The sequence below is a fragment of the Fodinibius salicampi genome, assembly GCF_039545095.1.
Taxonomy (GTDB): Bacteria; Bacteroidota; Rhodothermia; order Balneolales; family Balneolaceae; genus Fodinibius; species Fodinibius salicampi.
On the sequence record NZ_BAABRS010000001.1, the window covers coordinates 1512523 to 1527646 of the forward strand.

General features: G+C 41.5%; 21 protein-coding genes. 3 read left to right on the forward strand and 18 right to left on the reverse strand.

The annotated features are described in order from the left end of the window. Positions 1-143: 143 nt before the first annotated feature. The 4 genes from ABEB05_RS06355 to ABEB05_RS06370 all read right to left on the reverse strand — a co-directional run bounded on the left by ABEB05_RS06355 (position 144) and on the right by ABEB05_RS06370 (position 2406). Positions 144-917 (reverse strand): DUF899 domain-containing protein, encoded by a 774-nt coding sequence (locus ABEB05_RS06355; protein WP_425558403.1) that lies wholly within the window; start codon positions 915-917, stop codon positions 144-146. Between the two features lie 81 nt (positions 918-998). Continuing rightward, on the reverse strand, positions 999-1430 hold the full coding sequence (locus ABEB05_RS06360; protein ID WP_265788536.1) for a VOC family protein: 432 nt from the start codon (positions 1428-1430) through the stop codon (positions 999-1001). Between the two features lie 34 nt (positions 1431-1464). Further along, positions 1465-1878 carry a VOC family protein gene (locus ABEB05_RS06365; protein WP_265788538.1) on the reverse strand — a complete coding sequence of 138 codons (414 nt, stop codon included), beginning with the start codon at positions 1876-1878 and terminating at the stop codon, positions 1465-1467. 39 nt (positions 1879-1917) lie between these two features. Further along, positions 1918-2406 (reverse strand): DinB family protein, encoded by a 489-nt coding sequence (locus ABEB05_RS06370; RefSeq protein ID WP_265788540.1) that lies wholly within the window; start codon positions 2404-2406, stop codon positions 1918-1920. A 205-nt stretch (positions 2407-2611) separates the two neighbouring features. On the opposite strand from ABEB05_RS06370, the gene ABEB05_RS06375 reads away from it, so the two are divergent. Continuing rightward, positions 2612-3595, forward strand: coding sequence for a GlxA family transcriptional regulator (locus ABEB05_RS06375; protein WP_265788542.1), 984 nt, complete (start codon positions 2612-2614; stop codon positions 3593-3595). A gap of 257 nt (positions 3596-3852) precedes the next feature. Here the strand turns inward: ABEB05_RS06375 and ABEB05_RS06380 are convergent, their stop codons facing one another. Both ABEB05_RS06380 and ABEB05_RS06385 read right to left on the reverse strand, forming a co-directional pair. After that, complete coding sequence (locus tag ABEB05_RS06380) at positions 3853-4422, reverse strand: ATP-dependent Clp protease proteolytic subunit (RefSeq protein WP_265788544.1); 570 nt, start codon at positions 4420-4422, stop codon at positions 3853-3855. A gap of 236 nt (positions 4423-4658) precedes the next feature. Beyond that, entirely contained in the window at positions 4659-5009 is a 351-nt protein-coding gene (locus ABEB05_RS06385; RefSeq protein ID WP_265788545.1) for a hypothetical protein, read from the reverse strand. Positions 5010-5478: 469 nt separating this feature from the next. On the opposite strand from ABEB05_RS06385, the gene ABEB05_RS06390 reads away from it, so the two are divergent. Next, on the forward strand, positions 5479-6120 hold the full coding sequence (locus tag ABEB05_RS06390) for a DNA-3-methyladenine glycosylase family protein (RefSeq protein ID WP_265788547.1): 642 nt from the start codon (positions 5479-5481) through the stop codon (positions 6118-6120). 261 nt (positions 6121-6381) lie between these two features. On the opposite strand, the gene ABEB05_RS06395 is transcribed toward ABEB05_RS06390, so the two are convergent. Then, positions 6382-7218: a bifunctional transcriptional activator/DNA repair enzyme AdaA gene (locus ABEB05_RS06395; RefSeq protein WP_265788549.1), complete on the reverse strand. Its 837-nt coding sequence runs from the start codon at positions 7216-7218 to the stop codon at positions 6382-6384. A 690-nt stretch (positions 7219-7908) separates the two neighbouring features. On the opposite strand from ABEB05_RS06395, the gene ABEB05_RS06400 reads away from it, so the two are divergent. After that, positions 7909-9447, forward strand: a complete 1539-nt coding sequence (locus ABEB05_RS06400; RefSeq protein WP_265788551.1) for a SulP family inorganic anion transporter — start codon at positions 7909-7911, stop codon at positions 9445-9447. Positions 9448-9483: 36 nt separating this feature from the next. Here ABEB05_RS06400 and ABEB05_RS06405 read toward each other — a convergent pair whose 3' ends face one another. The 11 genes from ABEB05_RS06405 to ABEB05_RS06455 form a co-directional block, all read right to left on the reverse strand. Next, positions 9484-10017 (reverse strand): SRPBCC family protein, encoded by a 534-nt coding sequence (locus ABEB05_RS06405; protein ID WP_265788553.1) that lies wholly within the window; start codon positions 10015-10017, stop codon positions 9484-9486. Between the two features lie 16 nt (positions 10018-10033). Next, on the reverse strand, positions 10034-10462 hold the full coding sequence (locus ABEB05_RS06410) for an SRPBCC family protein (protein ID WP_265788555.1): 429 nt from the start codon (positions 10460-10462) through the stop codon (positions 10034-10036). Between the two features lie 14 nt (positions 10463-10476). Further along, positions 10477-10854: a VOC family protein gene (locus ABEB05_RS06415; RefSeq protein WP_265788557.1), complete on the reverse strand. Its 378-nt coding sequence runs from the start codon at positions 10852-10854 to the stop codon at positions 10477-10479. Positions 10855-10940: 86 nt separating this feature from the next. Continuing rightward, the gene (locus ABEB05_RS06420; protein WP_265788559.1) at positions 10941-11411 is read right to left on the reverse strand and encodes an SRPBCC family protein; all 471 of its coding nucleotides are present in this window, start codon (positions 11409-11411) and stop codon (positions 10941-10943) included. A gap of 13 nt (positions 11412-11424) precedes the next feature. Continuing rightward, complete coding sequence (locus tag ABEB05_RS06425; RefSeq protein WP_265788561.1) at positions 11425-11739, reverse strand: ArsR/SmtB family transcription factor; 315 nt, start codon at positions 11737-11739, stop codon at positions 11425-11427. A gap of 87 nt (positions 11740-11826) precedes the next feature. Further along, positions 11827-12456: a DNA alkylation repair protein gene (locus ABEB05_RS06430; protein WP_265788563.1), complete on the reverse strand. Its 630-nt coding sequence runs from the start codon at positions 12454-12456 to the stop codon at positions 11827-11829. 106 nt (positions 12457-12562) lie between these two features. After that, positions 12563-12937 (reverse strand): VOC family protein, encoded by a 375-nt coding sequence (locus ABEB05_RS06435; protein WP_345694255.1) that lies wholly within the window; start codon positions 12935-12937, stop codon positions 12563-12565. An 89-nt stretch (positions 12938-13026) separates the two neighbouring features. Continuing rightward, positions 13027-13647: a helix-turn-helix domain-containing protein gene (locus ABEB05_RS06440; protein ID WP_265788566.1), complete on the reverse strand. Its 621-nt coding sequence runs from the start codon at positions 13645-13647 to the stop codon at positions 13027-13029. Beyond that, positions 13623-13838: a DUF6597 domain-containing transcriptional factor gene (locus ABEB05_RS06445; RefSeq protein WP_265788568.1), complete on the reverse strand. Its 216-nt coding sequence runs from the start codon at positions 13836-13838 to the stop codon at positions 13623-13625. The genes ABEB05_RS06440 and ABEB05_RS06445 overlap by 25 nt, the downstream gene beginning before the upstream one ends. Before the next feature lie 21 nt (positions 13839-13859). Further along, entirely contained in the window at positions 13860-14366 is a 507-nt protein-coding gene (locus tag ABEB05_RS06450; protein WP_265788570.1) for a DinB family protein, read from the reverse strand. A gap of 195 nt (positions 14367-14561) precedes the next feature. After that, positions 14562-15056 carry a DinB family protein gene (locus ABEB05_RS06455; RefSeq protein WP_265788572.1) on the reverse strand — a complete coding sequence of 165 codons (495 nt, stop codon included), beginning with the start codon at positions 15054-15056 and terminating at the stop codon, positions 14562-14564. Positions 15057-15124: the final 68 nt, after the last annotated feature.

Genomic DNA, 15124 nt, shown 5'->3' on the forward strand with positions numbered 1-15124 from the left:
TTGAACTATATAGATATGTTTTTACCCTATAATCAGTACTTGTAACTACAATTAATTTTATAAATGCGACATGAATTAATGCTCTTGGAATAGTTTTACACTTGTGGAATGATTCCAAGTATGCTCATTATGCTTTGCTCTTCTTAGTCCTCATCATATTCATCCGGATAACGAATTTTATCACTACCCGCCTGGGCACCAAGCCCGGTGGCACGCCCTTTGGGCTCTTCCCATTCTTCTTGTCGGCCGAGGGCAGTCATATCCAGAAAATAATAGGCCCCACCCACCTGTTCTCCTCCGCGTCCATACGTGGAATAGGTGTGATAAACGATATCATCTACCTGCAAAAAACAACTTATGCCCGGTTGTTCACCTTCAGTGTGATAATGCTGCCCGAGATGTTCCAGTGTGGCTTTATCGCGATAGTTATAGATTATCGGTCTGACGGATTCATCCTGGGTTACATGAAAATCATAATTGAAATCGCTGCCGTACGAAGAATACCACGGTATCTTCCAGCCCATTCTTTCCTTAAAAGCGGTAATTTTATCCAGCGGGGCGCGTGAAACCAAGGCTAATGTGGTAGAACGAGCGTGCAAGTGGTTAAGATGCCCTCTTGCAATGTGATCCGCCCAGGCCGAACAGCTTGGGCATCCCTCGTCCCAATCCGGATCAAACATAAAATGATACACGATAAGCTGCATACGGTCTTTAAAAAGATCGAATAGTGTTTTCTTCCCGTCCGGACTTTCAAACTCGTAGTCTTTTTTAATCTCTACCATCGACAGGCGGCGGCGTTCGGCATTTAGCTGATCCCGTGCCCGCGTGAGTTTCTTCTCCCTTTTGAGTAGCTTTTTACGTTCTTTCAACCACTCTTCCCGTGAGACCACTTCGGGTAATGTTATTTCTGTTTCCATCATAATACCTCTTTTGTTGATTTATTAGACTTTTAAAACCTGGAAAGCCTCAAAATCTCCAGGTTTTAAGTTTTCGAACTCCTAGGCAAAATCCACATCTCCGGTATAGTTAACCATCCACTGGATACCAAATTTATCGGTAAGTGCACCATACCTTTCGGCCCACTCAGTTTCCACTAGTGGTATCTGAATTTTCCCACCATCTGAAAGCTTATTAAACAATTCTTCGGCTTCATCAGCACTGTCGACCTCAAGGGTAATGGAAAAATTATTACCGATTGTGAGCTTCTGGTCCATTGAGTCCAGTACATCCGTTCCCATCAATACAGTACCTCCAGTAAGAGGGAGCACGATATTTGCGATCTTATCCAGGTCTTCCCCTGTGGCTCCCATATTGTCAGCCATGTCTTTGAATCGCGTTATTTGAAGCTCTCCGCTAAAAATAGATTGATAAAACTCAAAAGCTTCTTCGCAGTTTCCGTTAAAGTTGAGGTAGGGATTTACAGATTTCATAACTAATTAGTTGTTAGCAGTTAATAATTATTTTTTACTCTTGATCATTTTCAACTGCCTCCATATCCATCCACAGCACTTCCCAGATATGTCCATCGGGATCACTAAAGCTTCGGCTGTACATAAACCCGAGATCCTGGGTTTCTCCGGCTTCCTTCCCACCGTTATTCAAGGCTTTATCAACGAATTCATCAACCATCTCTTTGCTTTGGGTACTCAAGGCATTGAGCACTTCCGTGGTTTCATGGGCATCCGCTATCTTCTTTGATGTAAACTGTTTAGCCTTCTCATGTGTTAGTAACATCACATAAATAGTGTCAGAAATCACCACACAAGCTGCAGTTTCATCGGTGAATTGGGGATTGATAGAAAAACCAAGCTGCTTATAGAAGGTCTTTGATATTTCGAGGTTTTTAACCGGAAGATTTACAAAAATTTGAGTATCCATAATATTCGGGTTTTGTTTTTTTATTTATTGATTAATGATTTAGTCAAAACTCATGGGCGGCTTTCCAAAAGCTCGCCGCAAAATTCCAATCTGACCAATATGATAGGATGTATGATGATTGATAAAAGCCCAGAGCTCTCCAACAGTTTCTGCTACTTGATTGAAAGGTGTCGGTGGCACTTGATTGAGTATTTCTGGGGTTAACTCTTTCAATCCGTCGCGGGTGGGTTCATACAACTGATTCCACTCAGATTTGATCTCTTTGATATCAGGATATTCAATATCATCTTTAGCCTCTGAATGTCCCATTACGGCAAAAAGATCGTTCCATTTTAACTGCGGATCTAAGCCAGCAATCATCGCCAGTCCGTATTGCGAATTCAGCAGATGTCCGGCCAAGTATTTTACATGATTTATTTTTTGGTCACCATAAAGCCGTTGATTGGTTTCTTCATCCGTAAAACCGTCCAGCACGTTATTATATAACCGCTGGTGCAGGTCAAATTGAGTTAATAAGGCGTTATTCATAATCCCTTTCTGCTTTCTCTATCAGTTTATTTGTTCTGTAAATAAGTATAATTGTAAAACAGCTCCCCTGCGTGGTGTATTTACGCCATTTTCACAGGTTGATTGCGACAAACTCTTTTAGTAGCATTAATTGTTAGTTGTTCGTTATCGATAGCATAAACAGTAATAACGAATAGCCGCTACCTTTTAATTAATTGCCTTTATCATGAAACATATATCCATACTCATACCGCGCGGACATACCAGTGTGGTCAATATTGGCGGAACCCATCAAATTTTTAACCAAGTCAATGGAATACTCGCCGAAAAGGGAAAAAATCCGGTTTTTGATATTCATCTTGTGGGGCTTGAAAAAGAAATAAGGCAGTCAACAGGACTCTTTGCCGTGAATGCGGACTGCCTGGTTGGGGATGTCGATAAAACAGATCTGATCATTATTCCTGCAATACACGACGACCCACGTCAAGGAATTGAAGAAAACAAAGACTTTATCCCCTGGATTGTAGATCAATATAAAGCGGGCGCGGAAGTAGCCAGCTTATGTGTCGGAGCTTTTTTTCTAGCGGCTACAGGTCTGCTGAACGGTAAACAATGCGCTACACACTGGATGCATGCTGACAACTTCAGAAAAATGTATCCTGAGGTTGATGTTGTAGATGAGAAGATTATGACCGAAGAAGACGGCATTTATACCAGTGGAGGCGCCTATGCTTTTACAAATCTGTTGCTGCATATTATAGAAAAATATGCCGGACGTGAAGCGGCTATCTTGGCTTCCAAAGCATTCTCACTTGATATTGACCGTGACAGTCAGTCCGCATTTATCATATTTGAGGGCCAAAAAGATCATGAAGATGAAAAGATTATACAGGCACAAAAGTATATCGAAAGTCACTATGAGGATGATATCAAGGTCAACCAGCTGGCCGAGGAATTAGCTATGAGTCGACGGACCCTTGAACGACGATTTAAAAAGGCAACTCATAATACGGTGACCGAATATAAGCAGCGCGTAAAAGTGGAAGCCGCAAAAAAAGACTTAGAAACTACCCGTAAGAATATTTCAGAAGTTATGTATGATGTCGGTTACTCAGATACTAAGTCTTTCCGCAATTTGTTTAAAAGAATAACCGGACTCACTCCTATTGAATACCGGGATAAGTATAACAAAGAAGCAGTTGCTGTATAAAAGCTCCCAAAATACTTAGAGATTTTTTTATCAAAGGAGTATTTCTGAGATAGGGAAGTTATTTGCGGTATAATATACTATGAAGTAGTGCTCCAGATGAGGGTGTAAATCTAACTTTGCCCAAGTTTTGTAACCTCAAACTGACTACACTATCTGGAATATTTCGACCAAGCTCATTTTGTGAAAAATTCCAAGTCCATAGTGGGGAGAACGCTTACAGAATACGCAGAAGCCAGGCATCCCAAAAGCTAAAGCGATCAATCTACTTCAGAAACCTGTTCAACAATTGAACCCACTAGCCCATATTCCTTTGCTTCTTCGGCAGTGAGCCAAAAATTACGTTGTGTATCTTCCGCTACTTTTTCGATCGGTTTACCTGTAGCTTCAGCAATAATCTTGTTCAATCGCTCCCTCATTTTTACAATTTCTTCTGCCTCTATAGCAATATCACTACCACTTCCCTTTGCTCCCCCGCTGGGTTGATGTAAAAGGAAACGCGTATTGGGCAGACAATATCGATCTTCCTTGGGCACTGAAACATAGATTAACGCGCCTGCACTTGCTACCCAGCCATTACCTACCATACGGACACGTGCATCTATGAACCGTATAGCATCGTAAATAGCGTGACCAGAGTCGACATGGCCGCCCTGTGAGTGAATAAACAAGGTAATTGGTTCGTTGGATTCCGAGGAAAGAGCTAAAAGTTGTCCCGCAACATTACCTACTAACTCTTGAGTTATCTCCCCATTAATGATAATGATACGTGATTTAAAAAGACGGTTTGCTACCGTTTGATGGAATGAGGTCTTGTTATCAGATCCCATAACAAGTATGCTCTTATTTTTATTATGTTAAAAATAGCTTCCCGATTTAGAGCTCTTATTCTTAGATAATTATAAAAAAGTGTATCGGTAGTTAAACTTAGAGTTCCGGAGTCAGAATACAAAAGAATTCTTTATATTTGATATGCCAAATCCCCATCATTCTTCAAATATTGATAAAAGACTTATTACGGATGGTAGAATTCTCAATTGGTAATATAAAACGAATATCTGACGTACTACTTACCTATTTTTATCTCTAAAAACGTAATCTCCGGATATTCGGAACCCCACCCCCTGGTTGTAGTCTCTCCGGTAAGCTTAATATCTGCAATAACCTGAACCTGATTCTTATTTTCAGGAAAGTAATCATTATAATCTTCCCTGTTCCCGGGAGCGCCATAGGTTTTACTTTTCGTCTCAAATAAAATACCTGCACCATCTGCAGCGGGAGGACCATTCCATGATAATGTACCCGTCTGGTCAAAAAGAACATCTTCCGAGGAATTTGAGCCAAATATTGAACAGGCCTGGAAAAGCAATCCTCCTATTAAGAATAGGATAATTAGTTTGGGAGTTTTCAAATTCATTTATTTTTACCTAAAACAAGTTTCTGGTTCATTCTTTATTACACTTCTATCGCATTAAGTACCTACTTGCCAGGTTTATTTCTATATAAAAATTATATACCCCATTCCTATTATCGGTCCTATTCTCCGATCTACCATATAATCCAATCAACTCCTAAAGAGAATTCGGGGACATTTAAATTAAAGTAGTATTTATGGATTCCCGATCTTAGGCTCAAGCCCAAAACAGAATATACATCCCAAAGCCCGATATCTTTTCGTTTGCCGAATGTCTCCATTTCCTGGATCGCGGTTATGACGACTGCCTCTATTCCATTGAAAGTGATCATCTCCTTAAGCCCTTATGTATTGAAGGGCAAAATATTCTCCTGAAAGTAACTGAGGAGCCAGCATTTTTAATTGTACAACCCTTATTTCCAAATGTAGTTTCGGAACAGACACTCAAGCAAGCGACAACCTATGTCCGCAAATGGTTCGATCTAAAACGCAATCTAAATCCTTTTTATCACCTCCTCGACGACCGGGAATCGCTCTCCTTTATGCAGAACCAGTACTATGGACTCCGATGATGGGGATACCAGACCTTTTTGAGGCCCTTTGCTGGTGTGTAATCGGTCAACAGATTAACCTGACATTTGCCTACCGGTTGAAACGTCGACTGGTAGAGAGATACGGAACCTCCATCACCTATAAATTACAGCGGCACCACTTCTTCCCAAAGCCGAAGATTCTAGCCCAGATAACGATAGATGAACTCCGAGAGATGCAGTTTTCACGCAGGAAGGCGGAATATATTATTGGAATAGTCCAACAGTTTGCAGAAGAAAAGTTATCAAAATCATTCTTAGCGAACCTTCCAAACAAACAACAACGGCTAAAAAGCCTGATAAAAATCAGAGGCGTAGGAGAATGGACCGCCAATTATGTATTAATGAAATCATTAAAACAGATGAACTGCATTACCTATGGAGATACCGGATTGCAAAGCGCCGTTTTCTCCCTTCTTAATCTTAAACGCAAACCCACCCGTAAAGAGATTGAGGACTTTTTTGAGCCTTTTACCGGGTGGAAGTCGTATCTGAATATCTATCTCTGGAGAACCTTGAGTTAAATATCCGCTTCTACCCACGATAAAACTCTGGTAGCCTACTACCAAGTAAATTACAAGTGAGCCGAGTTATTACTGATAGTCTATCGATTATTCATCTTTAAAAAAGACCCGGTTCTCAGGATTCATACGCTCGCCGGACCCGCAATCAATCGTCCATAGATTTTAAGTTTACGATTGCCTGCTAATGCAACGTTTCCATTTTTGACAAACTTTCGGATTTCTATTTTCCGCTTGTTTTCAGTGGTACCTAGCTCGGTGTGCCTAATCATTTTTTACATCCGTAATCTGTGACGCTTCCCATCCTATGATAGCCTGCTTTCGAATATCGCCCCATCGGTATTTCCCAATACCTCCCACCTTTCGAATTACCCGATGGCAAGGAATCAGGTACGCAATAGGATTATTAGCCAATGCGGTACCAACAGCACGGGAAGCTTTGGGATTCTCAATTGCTTCTGCTACATCGGAGTATGAAACCAGCTGACCAACAGGAATTTTCAAAAGAGCCTCCCACACTTTCAGCTGGAATTCAGTTCCTCGAATATGCAATTTAACTTCATCCAAATCCTGCCAGTCATTTGCTAAGATCTCTTCCAGATCTTGGATATGCTTATCTTTGCTTTGGGTAACATTGGCATTCGCCCAGCTTTTTCTGATAATTTCCTCTCCTCCCTCTTCGTCTTCTATAAAACTCAAATTACAAATACCTTTACCGGTAGAGGCTATCAACATTTTACCAAATGGACTTTTACTGAAATCATATCGAATATTTAGGTTATCACCTCTCTTTTTATATTCGCCGGGTGTCATCCCTTCAATATTGACAAAAAGGTCATGTAGTCTGCTGGTACTCGAAAGCCCGGTATGAAAGGTAGCTTCTTCGATAGACTCATTCTTTTTTAACAGTTCTTTGGCATAATTCAAACTAATATATTGCAGGAATTCTTTAGGAGTCACCCCTGCCCACTCTTTAAACATCCGGTGAAAATGATATGGACTGAGATGCACTGCCTTAGCAATAGCATCCAGATTGGGCTGCTCAACGGAATGTTCTTTAATGTAAGTGATGGCTTTGGCCACTCGCTGGTAGTCTGTCATCGTGTTCTTGCTCTATTATGTTTAATACAAACATATTAGGTATACACAATAGAAAAAATCCGATACTTGCGGAACTTGTTTTAAAATCTGTATGAAAAAAAATGCTGTAGCAGAATGCTAATCATTACTTTAATAGCAGAATCCTAGTATTTAATAAATATACCTCTATTATTTATTAACACTCATCCTTAGTTCTGCACAATTTTGATGGTTCCAACTTCTTTATCTCGGACATATTTATTACTAAGGCCATGAAAACTTTTTTTAGTGGAAATTAAATTTATGCTCAGGTAAAACAGAAGAGGACATCCCTTTTGCAGTTTTTTACTATAAAATTTGCTCATTAACCCCATCCTAACATAGATGGCATCTCTTCGAAACACGCTGTACAATCTTACTGACACTGATAACTTCTGTTTACGACTATATTTTATTGCTATAAACTTAGTTGCTAATTGTTATTGAAAATTATAGAAAAACTTTCATTAAGGCTTGCAGTCAATTCTTACATTGGATTTTCAATAGTCATTGCCTGAAATAATACCTACCTTTGCCCGCTTTGAAACTCCCATTACCCAAAGACTTAACGGGATAACAAAAATATTTCATGAACTATATTTTCTGTTTTACAGACAAAATGTAGGCTGAAATCAAGGTATTCACTTATAGCTTTGAACTTTAACACTACGAATGGTTTTTGTCGAACAACTTAAAAAGACTGATTTTAATCTTAAGAACGAAGTACTATCCGGCTTAACAGTATCCCTGGCCCTTGTACCCGAAGCCGTTGCTTTTTCGCTTATTGCAGAAGTAAGTCCCCTGGTAGGGCTGTACTCTGCCTTTATTATCGGACTGATTACTGCTGTTCTGGGTGGACGTCCCGGTATGATCTCGGGCGCCACCGGAGCCATCGCCGTCGTGATCATCAGTCTGGTGGCTCGTCATGGTATTGAGTACCTGTTTGCCGCTGTAGTATTAATGGGTATCATCCAAATGATAATCGGAGCATTACGGCTGGGTAAATTTATCCGTCTTGTCCCGCATGCTGTCATGTATGGCTTTGTCAATGGGCTGGCAGTAGTAATATTTATGGCACAGTTTAAACAGTTTCAATACGAAGCCGCCGATGGTGCTATGTATTGGTTAACCGGTATGCCACTGTGGATTATGCTGGGATTTGTACTACTTACGATGGCCATTATTCACTACATGCCTAAGTTAACCAAAGCGGTTCCGGCATCACTTACTGCAATTTTAGTAGTATCCGGTATCATTATTTCTTTTGGTATTTCCACTAAAACCGTAGGCGATATTGCATCTATTTCAGGCGGACTTCCCTCTTTCCATATCCCGGATATCCCGTTCAACCTGGAAACCCTTATGATTGTATTTCCCTACTCACTCATTATGGCGCTGGTAGGTTTAATTGAAAGCTTACTTACTCTGGCCGTAGTGGATGAGATGACAGAAACAAGAGGACGTGGAAATAAAGAAAGCGTAGCCCAGGGCATTGCCAACACCGTCTGCGGATTTTTCGGTGGAATGGGGGGTTGTGCAATGATTGGTCAAAGTATTATAAATGTCAGTTCGGGCGGCCGGAATCGTATATCAGGCATCGTGGCTGCAGTTATGTTGCTACTTTTTATACTGATGGGTTCATCACTTATTGAACAGGTGCCAATGGCTGCATTAGTCGGACTTATGTTTATGGTAGCTATCGGAACCTTCGAATGGGCTAGCCTGCGGATGTTTAAGAATGTCCCTCATACCGACTTCATTGTAATGATAACGGTGGCATTAGTTACGGTAATTTTTCACAATCTTGCTATAGCAGTGCTAATCGGAGTTGTTATTTCGGCCTTGAAATTTGCCTGGGAGAATGCTCTGCGTATTCGAGCCCGTAAGAGAATAGACGAAGACGGAATCAAGCACTACGAGATCTACGGCCCGTTATTTTTTGGATCTGTTGGTTTATTCCAGGAAAAGTTTAAGATAGAGGAAGATCCTGATGAAATTATTATTGATTTTGAGGAGTCGCGCGTGGTTGATCATTCAGCAATTGAAGCATTAAATAAAGTTACTGAACGTTATGCCAAGGTGGGCAAGAAAGTTCATCTAAAGCACCTCAGCTCCGATTGCAGAAATATGCTCGATAATGCTTCTGCAATTATTGATGTGAACTATTGGGAAGATCCCAAATACAAGTTAGTTTCGGATAAGCTTGCATAACAAGTCAAACTTCAAAAATCCCAACTGCCAGGTTTTTTATATTTTTCCTCTATATTCTTGCTCCATTCGGTTATGAACCGACCAGAATCCCCGGGGAGTTCGGCCATTAAGGCGATCAACCAATATATCCATGTGCGTATGCCAACCGCTGGCCACGCTAATGAGTATATCGGGATCATCGCCAAGCCGACGATGTGTTAATACAAGCCGAACCTTCTCTCCTTCAGGCGTCAGTTCAAAGGTAACTTCAGATTCTTCGCCCGTACCTTCTCCCCAGGTGTAACTAAGCAGGCGGGGTGGATCCCATTCGGTAACGCGCCCTTCGAAATAAGTTCCACCTTCCATATGCTTATATTTTTCCGGTATGGGTTCGTCGGTTTCAGATAAATCGCTGTGCTTGAATTTAAATTCTACTCTTCCGCCTACACGGGGCTCCACCACGCCGGCGGCCAGCCACTTTGCCTTCTTATCGGATTCTATCAAATAGGCCCACACCCGCTCAATCGGCCCGGGTAGAAGCCGTTCAAACTGAACGATACCCGGTTCTGGAAAGATGCCATAATTATCCATGGGGTTTCCTCATGTGTTAAAAGTTGCGTTCCTGAAAGGGAATGCCTTTTCCTTCTTCGCAATACCGTTTCAAGCTGTACAGAAAAAATGCCCAGTTGTAGTTACACCAGCGGTAGAATTCTGTTATTTCTTTCCATTTTTTTTGTTTAATAGTTACAGACGTCTTGCCGTTATTCTCTTCCAGCTCAAAAATTATGGTCGTTCCAACCCATTCGGGATCAGACTCGATGCAAAACCAGCGTATTTCTTTATTGGCTAAAAGTTCGTCAATCCGGAATTTAGTTGGACTCTCATCTCCAAATTCAAACACATTGATGGATCCCTTTTCATTCGCAACATTACATTGCCGTGTCCACGTTTCAGAGAGCCCTTTCTTGCTTGTAAGAGCCTGATGCACCACTCGGGGAGACACATTCAAATAGTTAGTAATTTCAATATCTGCCATAGTTTGTACTTTTTTTAAATTTGCACCAACTGAATGTAATTGCCACAGGTATCATCAAGAATTGCCTCATATCCCCAATCTGTCTGCGTAGGCTCCTTCCTGAACTCCACCCCGGCTTTTTGGAGACGTTCAAACTCTTTTTGTATATCTTCCACACCGAAAACTATAGCCGGAATACCTTGCTCGTATAATCCTTCTTTATAGTTTTTTGCGATAGGATTATCGCTGGGCTCTAAAAGCAGGGCCGTTCCTTCCGGATCTTCAGGCGAAACTACAATGGCCACATATGCATCAGGCATGTACATCTGCTCCTCAAAGCCCAGTATTTCTGTATAGAATTCAAAGGCTTTAATCGAATCGTCTACGTGCACGCTGGTGAGCTGTATTTTCATGGTAGTTATTTTTGTATTAAGCTTTTGTTGATAAAAAACTGATAATTTGCCCCGCATAGGTTTATCCTTCCTTCTCTGGTAGCTATCTATATATTTGGTTTGTGATCGCTTATCAGGTTCAAATTAATCCCATATTCCAGCCATGCTTTCATGGCCGAGAGTACTAAAGCCCAGCCTTCAGTTTGACCCGCAATCTTATTGATCAGCTGTTCATCATTTTTGTCAAACTCACTTTCAATAACCTGTACAAAGGTAGTTCCCCCTGCTTTCGATTCAAATGATAACCTAACCGTTCTATAGGCGGATTCTTCTTCACCGGAGGGCCATTGAAATTGGATCAGCTTATTATCCTCGATCTTAGTTACCGTTATATCTGCGCTAACGCCAAACTGTCCCCAAGTCCATGTCACAGTTTTACCTTCTTCCAGCCGACCACTGCTCTTGGTAAACCAAAATTGGGTTGTCACATCAGGATTAACCAAGGCTTCAAACACTTCGCCCGTGGACCGCCGAATGAGCATTCCTGATTTCGCATTAAGTTGAGCTTGTGAAGACATGATCTATTTGAACCTATTTTTCATTTTCTTCTTGCAATAAGGCTTCCAATGCATCCAGTTTCTGAGACCAGAATCTCCGATAGCGCGCCGCCCATTCCGCTACCTCTTGCAGCTTCCGGGGATCGGACCGATACAATCGCTTTCGACCTTTTTGTCGAATCACAACCAATCCGCACTCATCCAAAATTTTCAGATGTTTGGAAACGGCCGGCCGGGACATTTCAAAGTTGCTGGCTACCTCTTTAACCGGCAGCGACTGATCGGCCAACAGATCAATGATCTCCCTCCTGGTCGGATCGGCAATCGCCTGAAATACATCTCGTTGCATATAAGTACCAAGTTTATCAATTTATGTAACTGTTTGGTTACTAATTTAAGTGTAACCGATCAGTTACGCAAATATCTTTTTTAAAACTTAGACCTTTTTTGGGTTCCTCATTGCATATTTAAGAATCCATTGGGTATGCTCGTTCTCCGAGCTTCTCCAATCGGAGATAAATCCCTCCACCGCAGTAGGATTGACTTTTAAATAATCGGCAATATGATTGGCAACCGATTTTTTAACAAAAAGAACCGTGTCTTCTTTTAGGAACTCCAGAATATCAAATACCGGTTCCGGCTGGTTGATAAACAATTCCAGTTTAGTCGCCCAGGGCAATTTGGGACGAAGCCCTTCCAAAGCAAGTCGACGCAGATGAAAATTTTCGGATGTTGCCCATATCTTCATCTGCCGTAGCGTCTGATCAGGATATGCTCGGATAAAAGGTCGAATGGCATATTCCCCGGTATTTCGTTTCGTTATCTCTCCTATGGCCTCCATTGAAGTAGAAAAGTGGCTCAAACCATACTTTTCTATATATTTGGCGATGGGCATGACCCAATAAAAGCGGGAGAACATGCCCGTTTCCTCTTCGTTTTCGGGACCCAATATTTGAATCAACAGCGCTACGGATTCTTGGTAATCATCAGGAAGATACCAGTAGAGTTGATCCGCAATCAATTCAACGCGCTCTTTTAGGCTTTTGCCGTTACAACCAATAGCCACTTGCTGAACAAAAGATATATAGTCAAATCCTCATAGACTGATTTTATTTTTTTACCGAGTAACCCAGCGAGCTCTTCGTCAAAATATTCTGTCGGACGTTTATACGTCATGGCTGATGGTATTCTACGATATCAATACCCACACCATTGGGATCTTCAATGGCAAAATGGCGGTCGCCCCACAGCTCATCGCGCAACGCTATTTTAATATCAGCTCCCTTCCCTTTCAGCTCCTTAAATTTTTGATCTACATCCTCAACTTCAATGGTAAGAAACATCCCCTGTCCCTGAAAAGCATCCTGGAAGAGCGGCTGCTGTGAAGGATGATCAGGCAACAGAAAGCTAATTTCCGCCTGCTTGTTTGGCGTATGCATGAGCAGGTAAAAGTCGTTTTCAAAGGTTACATCAAAGTCAAGCAGCTCTGAGTAAAAAGCCTTGCTTTCTTCCATTTTGGAGGTAACAACACCAGCATATAATTTCATTTTCATAGGACATTTTCTATTAGTGAGAACGTTGAAATAAAAACCTATGGAATTTCATCTCCCGGGTATTGTAAAAAACGGACAAAATATCACCTCTTTAATGCTTTGGACGGGAGCTGACCATACAGCGCTTCAAACTCTTTGATAAAGTGCGACTGATCGTAATATCCGGCATCAAAGAAGTGACTCCTTCGTACATTATGATATGTTTTTGCTGTTCTCAGGACATGTTGAAAACGAATAATCCTGCTGAACGTTTTAGGTGATCCTCCGACGTCTTGATTAAATAACCTGCGCAGTTGACGTGGACTAAGTCCCGGATCCAGATCTCTTGCAAGCTGAAGATCTCCACCGTTCGCTAAAATCGTATGGAGTGCCCGACAGACTCTCGGGTCCCTCTTAACGGGGGCATGGCGGATGTGATTCAGAAAATAGCCGTCCAAAATCGACTTTTGTTCTTGAAACGTTAATGCAGGATGAAAACTTAGAGAAATAAATGCAGCCGCCCCTGAATCTACGCTATCCAGTGCTTCACACCGGTTTGTCAACTCCAAGGCAGTCATCCTAAAAAGCCGTGAGAATGCCGACGGCAAAAAACGAATCCCCACATAGTTAAACGATCTGCCAAGCGGAAATTCGGTATAACGGGAAGCCAAACCCATTACAAAGGATCTTTGGGAATTTTTTAGCTCAAAAAAATATCGATGCATCCATCGGCTACGACCCGATAGCGGAAGGAATCCTCCAGTTTGTCAGTCGTCTTAAGCTGCCAGTAGCAATAGATAAACTCCTGCCCCTCTTCATCGGGAGGCAGCTCTTTATAGGTTATGCTACCGTTCGTTCCGGAAACGGTTGGCTGCAATGGCTGGTAGAGCTTATGGATGTTGAATTGTTTATCCATAGTTATTTTTCATGTTCATCATCAGGCAATCTCGTATAAGTAAAAGATATAATCCGTTGGTACGCCGGCCTGCCCTTGTTGTCGGAGCATGGCAGTAATATTCCCCCTATGATAGGTTCCGTGATTAACTACATGTTTTACCAGATCCGCAACGGGCGTTTCAAGGCTTCCATATTTGGGATGATTGATACTAATAACTTTACTTAGATCTCCACAATCATCAAAAAATGTCTTGTATTCTTTGGCAAGCTCGGTATAGAGTTGCTGCATATGACCAAGACTCCGATCCGCGACTCTTTCTTTTAACTGATCGATTACGGACATGGTTTCTTCAAACGAATCGCCTGACATCACGCTCAGCCACATACCATCCGTTTGGTAGATATGGACAATCACTTCGGCGACGGATGAAAAGACACTTTGTATTTCCTTTTCGTACACTTTATCCGGAAGTTCTACCAGATGTTCAAAAAACCTGTTATTCGCCCATTGGTGGTAATCGTATTCCTGCTTAGTACGGTTCCCCATAGTAATTTCAATTGTTTTATTTACAGATATTAAATAGATTCCCGGTGCTTTTAGCACCAGGAACTTTCGGTTTCTTTATGCTAATTTCTTTAACCCGGTTTATTCAACAAAGTTGAACTATATTGTATTTTGTCAAAGACAAATATTAACAAAGTCTTAAACTATTGTGATACATAGTTTTGTAAATAATTCGGGCTAAAAACTTTGCTCATCTGCACTGGGACCATAACTGCCAGGAATCGGGATATCCAGCAGACGCAGATAAACCCCCAATTGAGCGCGATGATGAATAATCTGGCTTAGCGAGTGACGAATAATTTCGTGCCTGGGCATTACCATCAGTATCTGATCACCGTTTTTCATCGTCCAGTCAGGCAACAGATCGTCTTCGCTGGCTCCATTCAAGGCTTCTTTTGACTTCTGCACCGATTGTTCCAAAAGCTCTATCAAATCGTTCGAATTTTCTACAGGCGTCGGCTCGTATCCATCCGCAAAATCCAGTACATCTTGATTGAGAACCGTCTCGATCCAGCCGGGTATTTCGGCAATATGAACGGTTAGCTCCTTGAGTGTCATACTCTTTTGATGGGGGTTCCAGTCAAACTTCTCATCAGGAACAAGTTTAAGAAATTTTTGGGTTGTCTCGGCTTCCTGCTCCAGCTCATTAGAAAATAGAGGTACCAGTTCCATTGTAATATCAGTTTTGAGATTAAGATTATTATCTATTTTACAATGTAACAGCGGCTTGTGACAACCCT

Bases quoted from the DNA above. Each gene is read 5' to 3' on its own strand.
- ABEB05_RS06355 (WP_425558403.1), bottom strand. From the start codon at position 917: ATGGAAACAGAAATAACATTACCCGAAGTGGTCTCACGGGAAGAGTGG.
- ABEB05_RS06360 (WP_265788536.1), bottom strand. From the start codon at position 1,430: ATGAAATCTGTAAATCCCTACCTCAACTTTAACGGAAACTGCGAAGAA.
- ABEB05_RS06365 (WP_265788538.1), bottom strand. From the start codon at position 1,878: ATGGATACTCAAATTTTTGTAAATCTTCCGGTTAAAAACCTCGAAATA.
- ABEB05_RS06370 (WP_265788540.1), bottom strand. From the start codon at position 2,406: ATGAATAACGCCTTATTAACTCAATTTGACCTGCACCAGCGGTTATAT.
- ABEB05_RS06375 (WP_265788542.1), top strand. From the start codon at position 2,612: ATGAAACATATATCCATACTCATACCGCGCGGACATACCAGTGTGGTC.
- ABEB05_RS06380 (WP_265788544.1), bottom strand. From the start codon at position 4,422: ATGGGATCTGATAACAAGACCTCATTCCATCAAACGGTAGCAAACCGT.
- ABEB05_RS06385 (WP_265788545.1), bottom strand. From the start codon at position 5,009: ATGAATTTGAAAACTCCCAAACTAATTATCCTATTCTTAATAGGAGGA.
- ABEB05_RS06390 (WP_265788547.1), top strand. From the start codon at position 5,479: ATGGTTCGATCTAAAACGCAATCTAAATCCTTTTTATCACCTCCTCGA.
- ABEB05_RS06395 (WP_265788549.1), bottom strand. From the start codon at position 7,218: ATGACAGACTACCAGCGAGTGGCCAAAGCCATCACTTACATTAAAGAA.
- ABEB05_RS06400 (WP_265788551.1), top strand. From the start codon at position 7,909: ATGGTTTTTGTCGAACAACTTAAAAAGACTGATTTTAATCTTAAGAAC.
- ABEB05_RS06405 (WP_265788553.1), bottom strand. From the start codon at position 10,017: ATGGATAATTATGGCATCTTTCCAGAACCGGGTATCGTTCAGTTTGAA.
- ABEB05_RS06410 (WP_265788555.1), bottom strand. From the start codon at position 10,462: ATGGCAGATATTGAAATTACTAACTATTTGAATGTGTCTCCCCGAGTG.
- ABEB05_RS06415 (WP_265788557.1), bottom strand. From the start codon at position 10,854: ATGAAAATACAGCTCACCAGCGTGCACGTAGACGATTCGATTAAAGCC.
- ABEB05_RS06420 (WP_265788559.1), bottom strand. From the start codon at position 11,411: ATGTCTTCACAAGCTCAACTTAATGCGAAATCAGGAATGCTCATTCGG.
- ABEB05_RS06425 (WP_265788561.1), bottom strand. From the start codon at position 11,739: ATGCAACGAGATGTATTTCAGGCGATTGCCGATCCGACCAGGAGGGAG.
- ABEB05_RS06435 (WP_345694255.1), bottom strand. From the start codon at position 12,937: ATGAAATTATATGCTGGTGTTGTTACCTCCAAAATGGAAGAAAGCAAG.
- ABEB05_RS06440 (WP_265788566.1), bottom strand. From the start codon at position 13,647: ATGCATCGATATTTTTTTGAGCTAAAAAATTCCCAAAGATCCTTTGTA.
- ABEB05_RS06445 (WP_265788568.1), bottom strand. From the start codon at position 13,838: ATGGATAAACAATTCAACATCCATAAGCTCTACCAGCCATTGCAGCCA.
- ABEB05_RS06450 (WP_265788570.1), bottom strand. From the start codon at position 14,366: ATGGGGAACCGTACTAAGCAGGAATACGATTACCACCAATGGGCGAAT.
- ABEB05_RS06455 (WP_265788572.1), bottom strand. From the start codon at position 15,056: ATGGAACTGGTACCTCTATTTTCTAATGAGCTGGAGCAGGAAGCCGAG.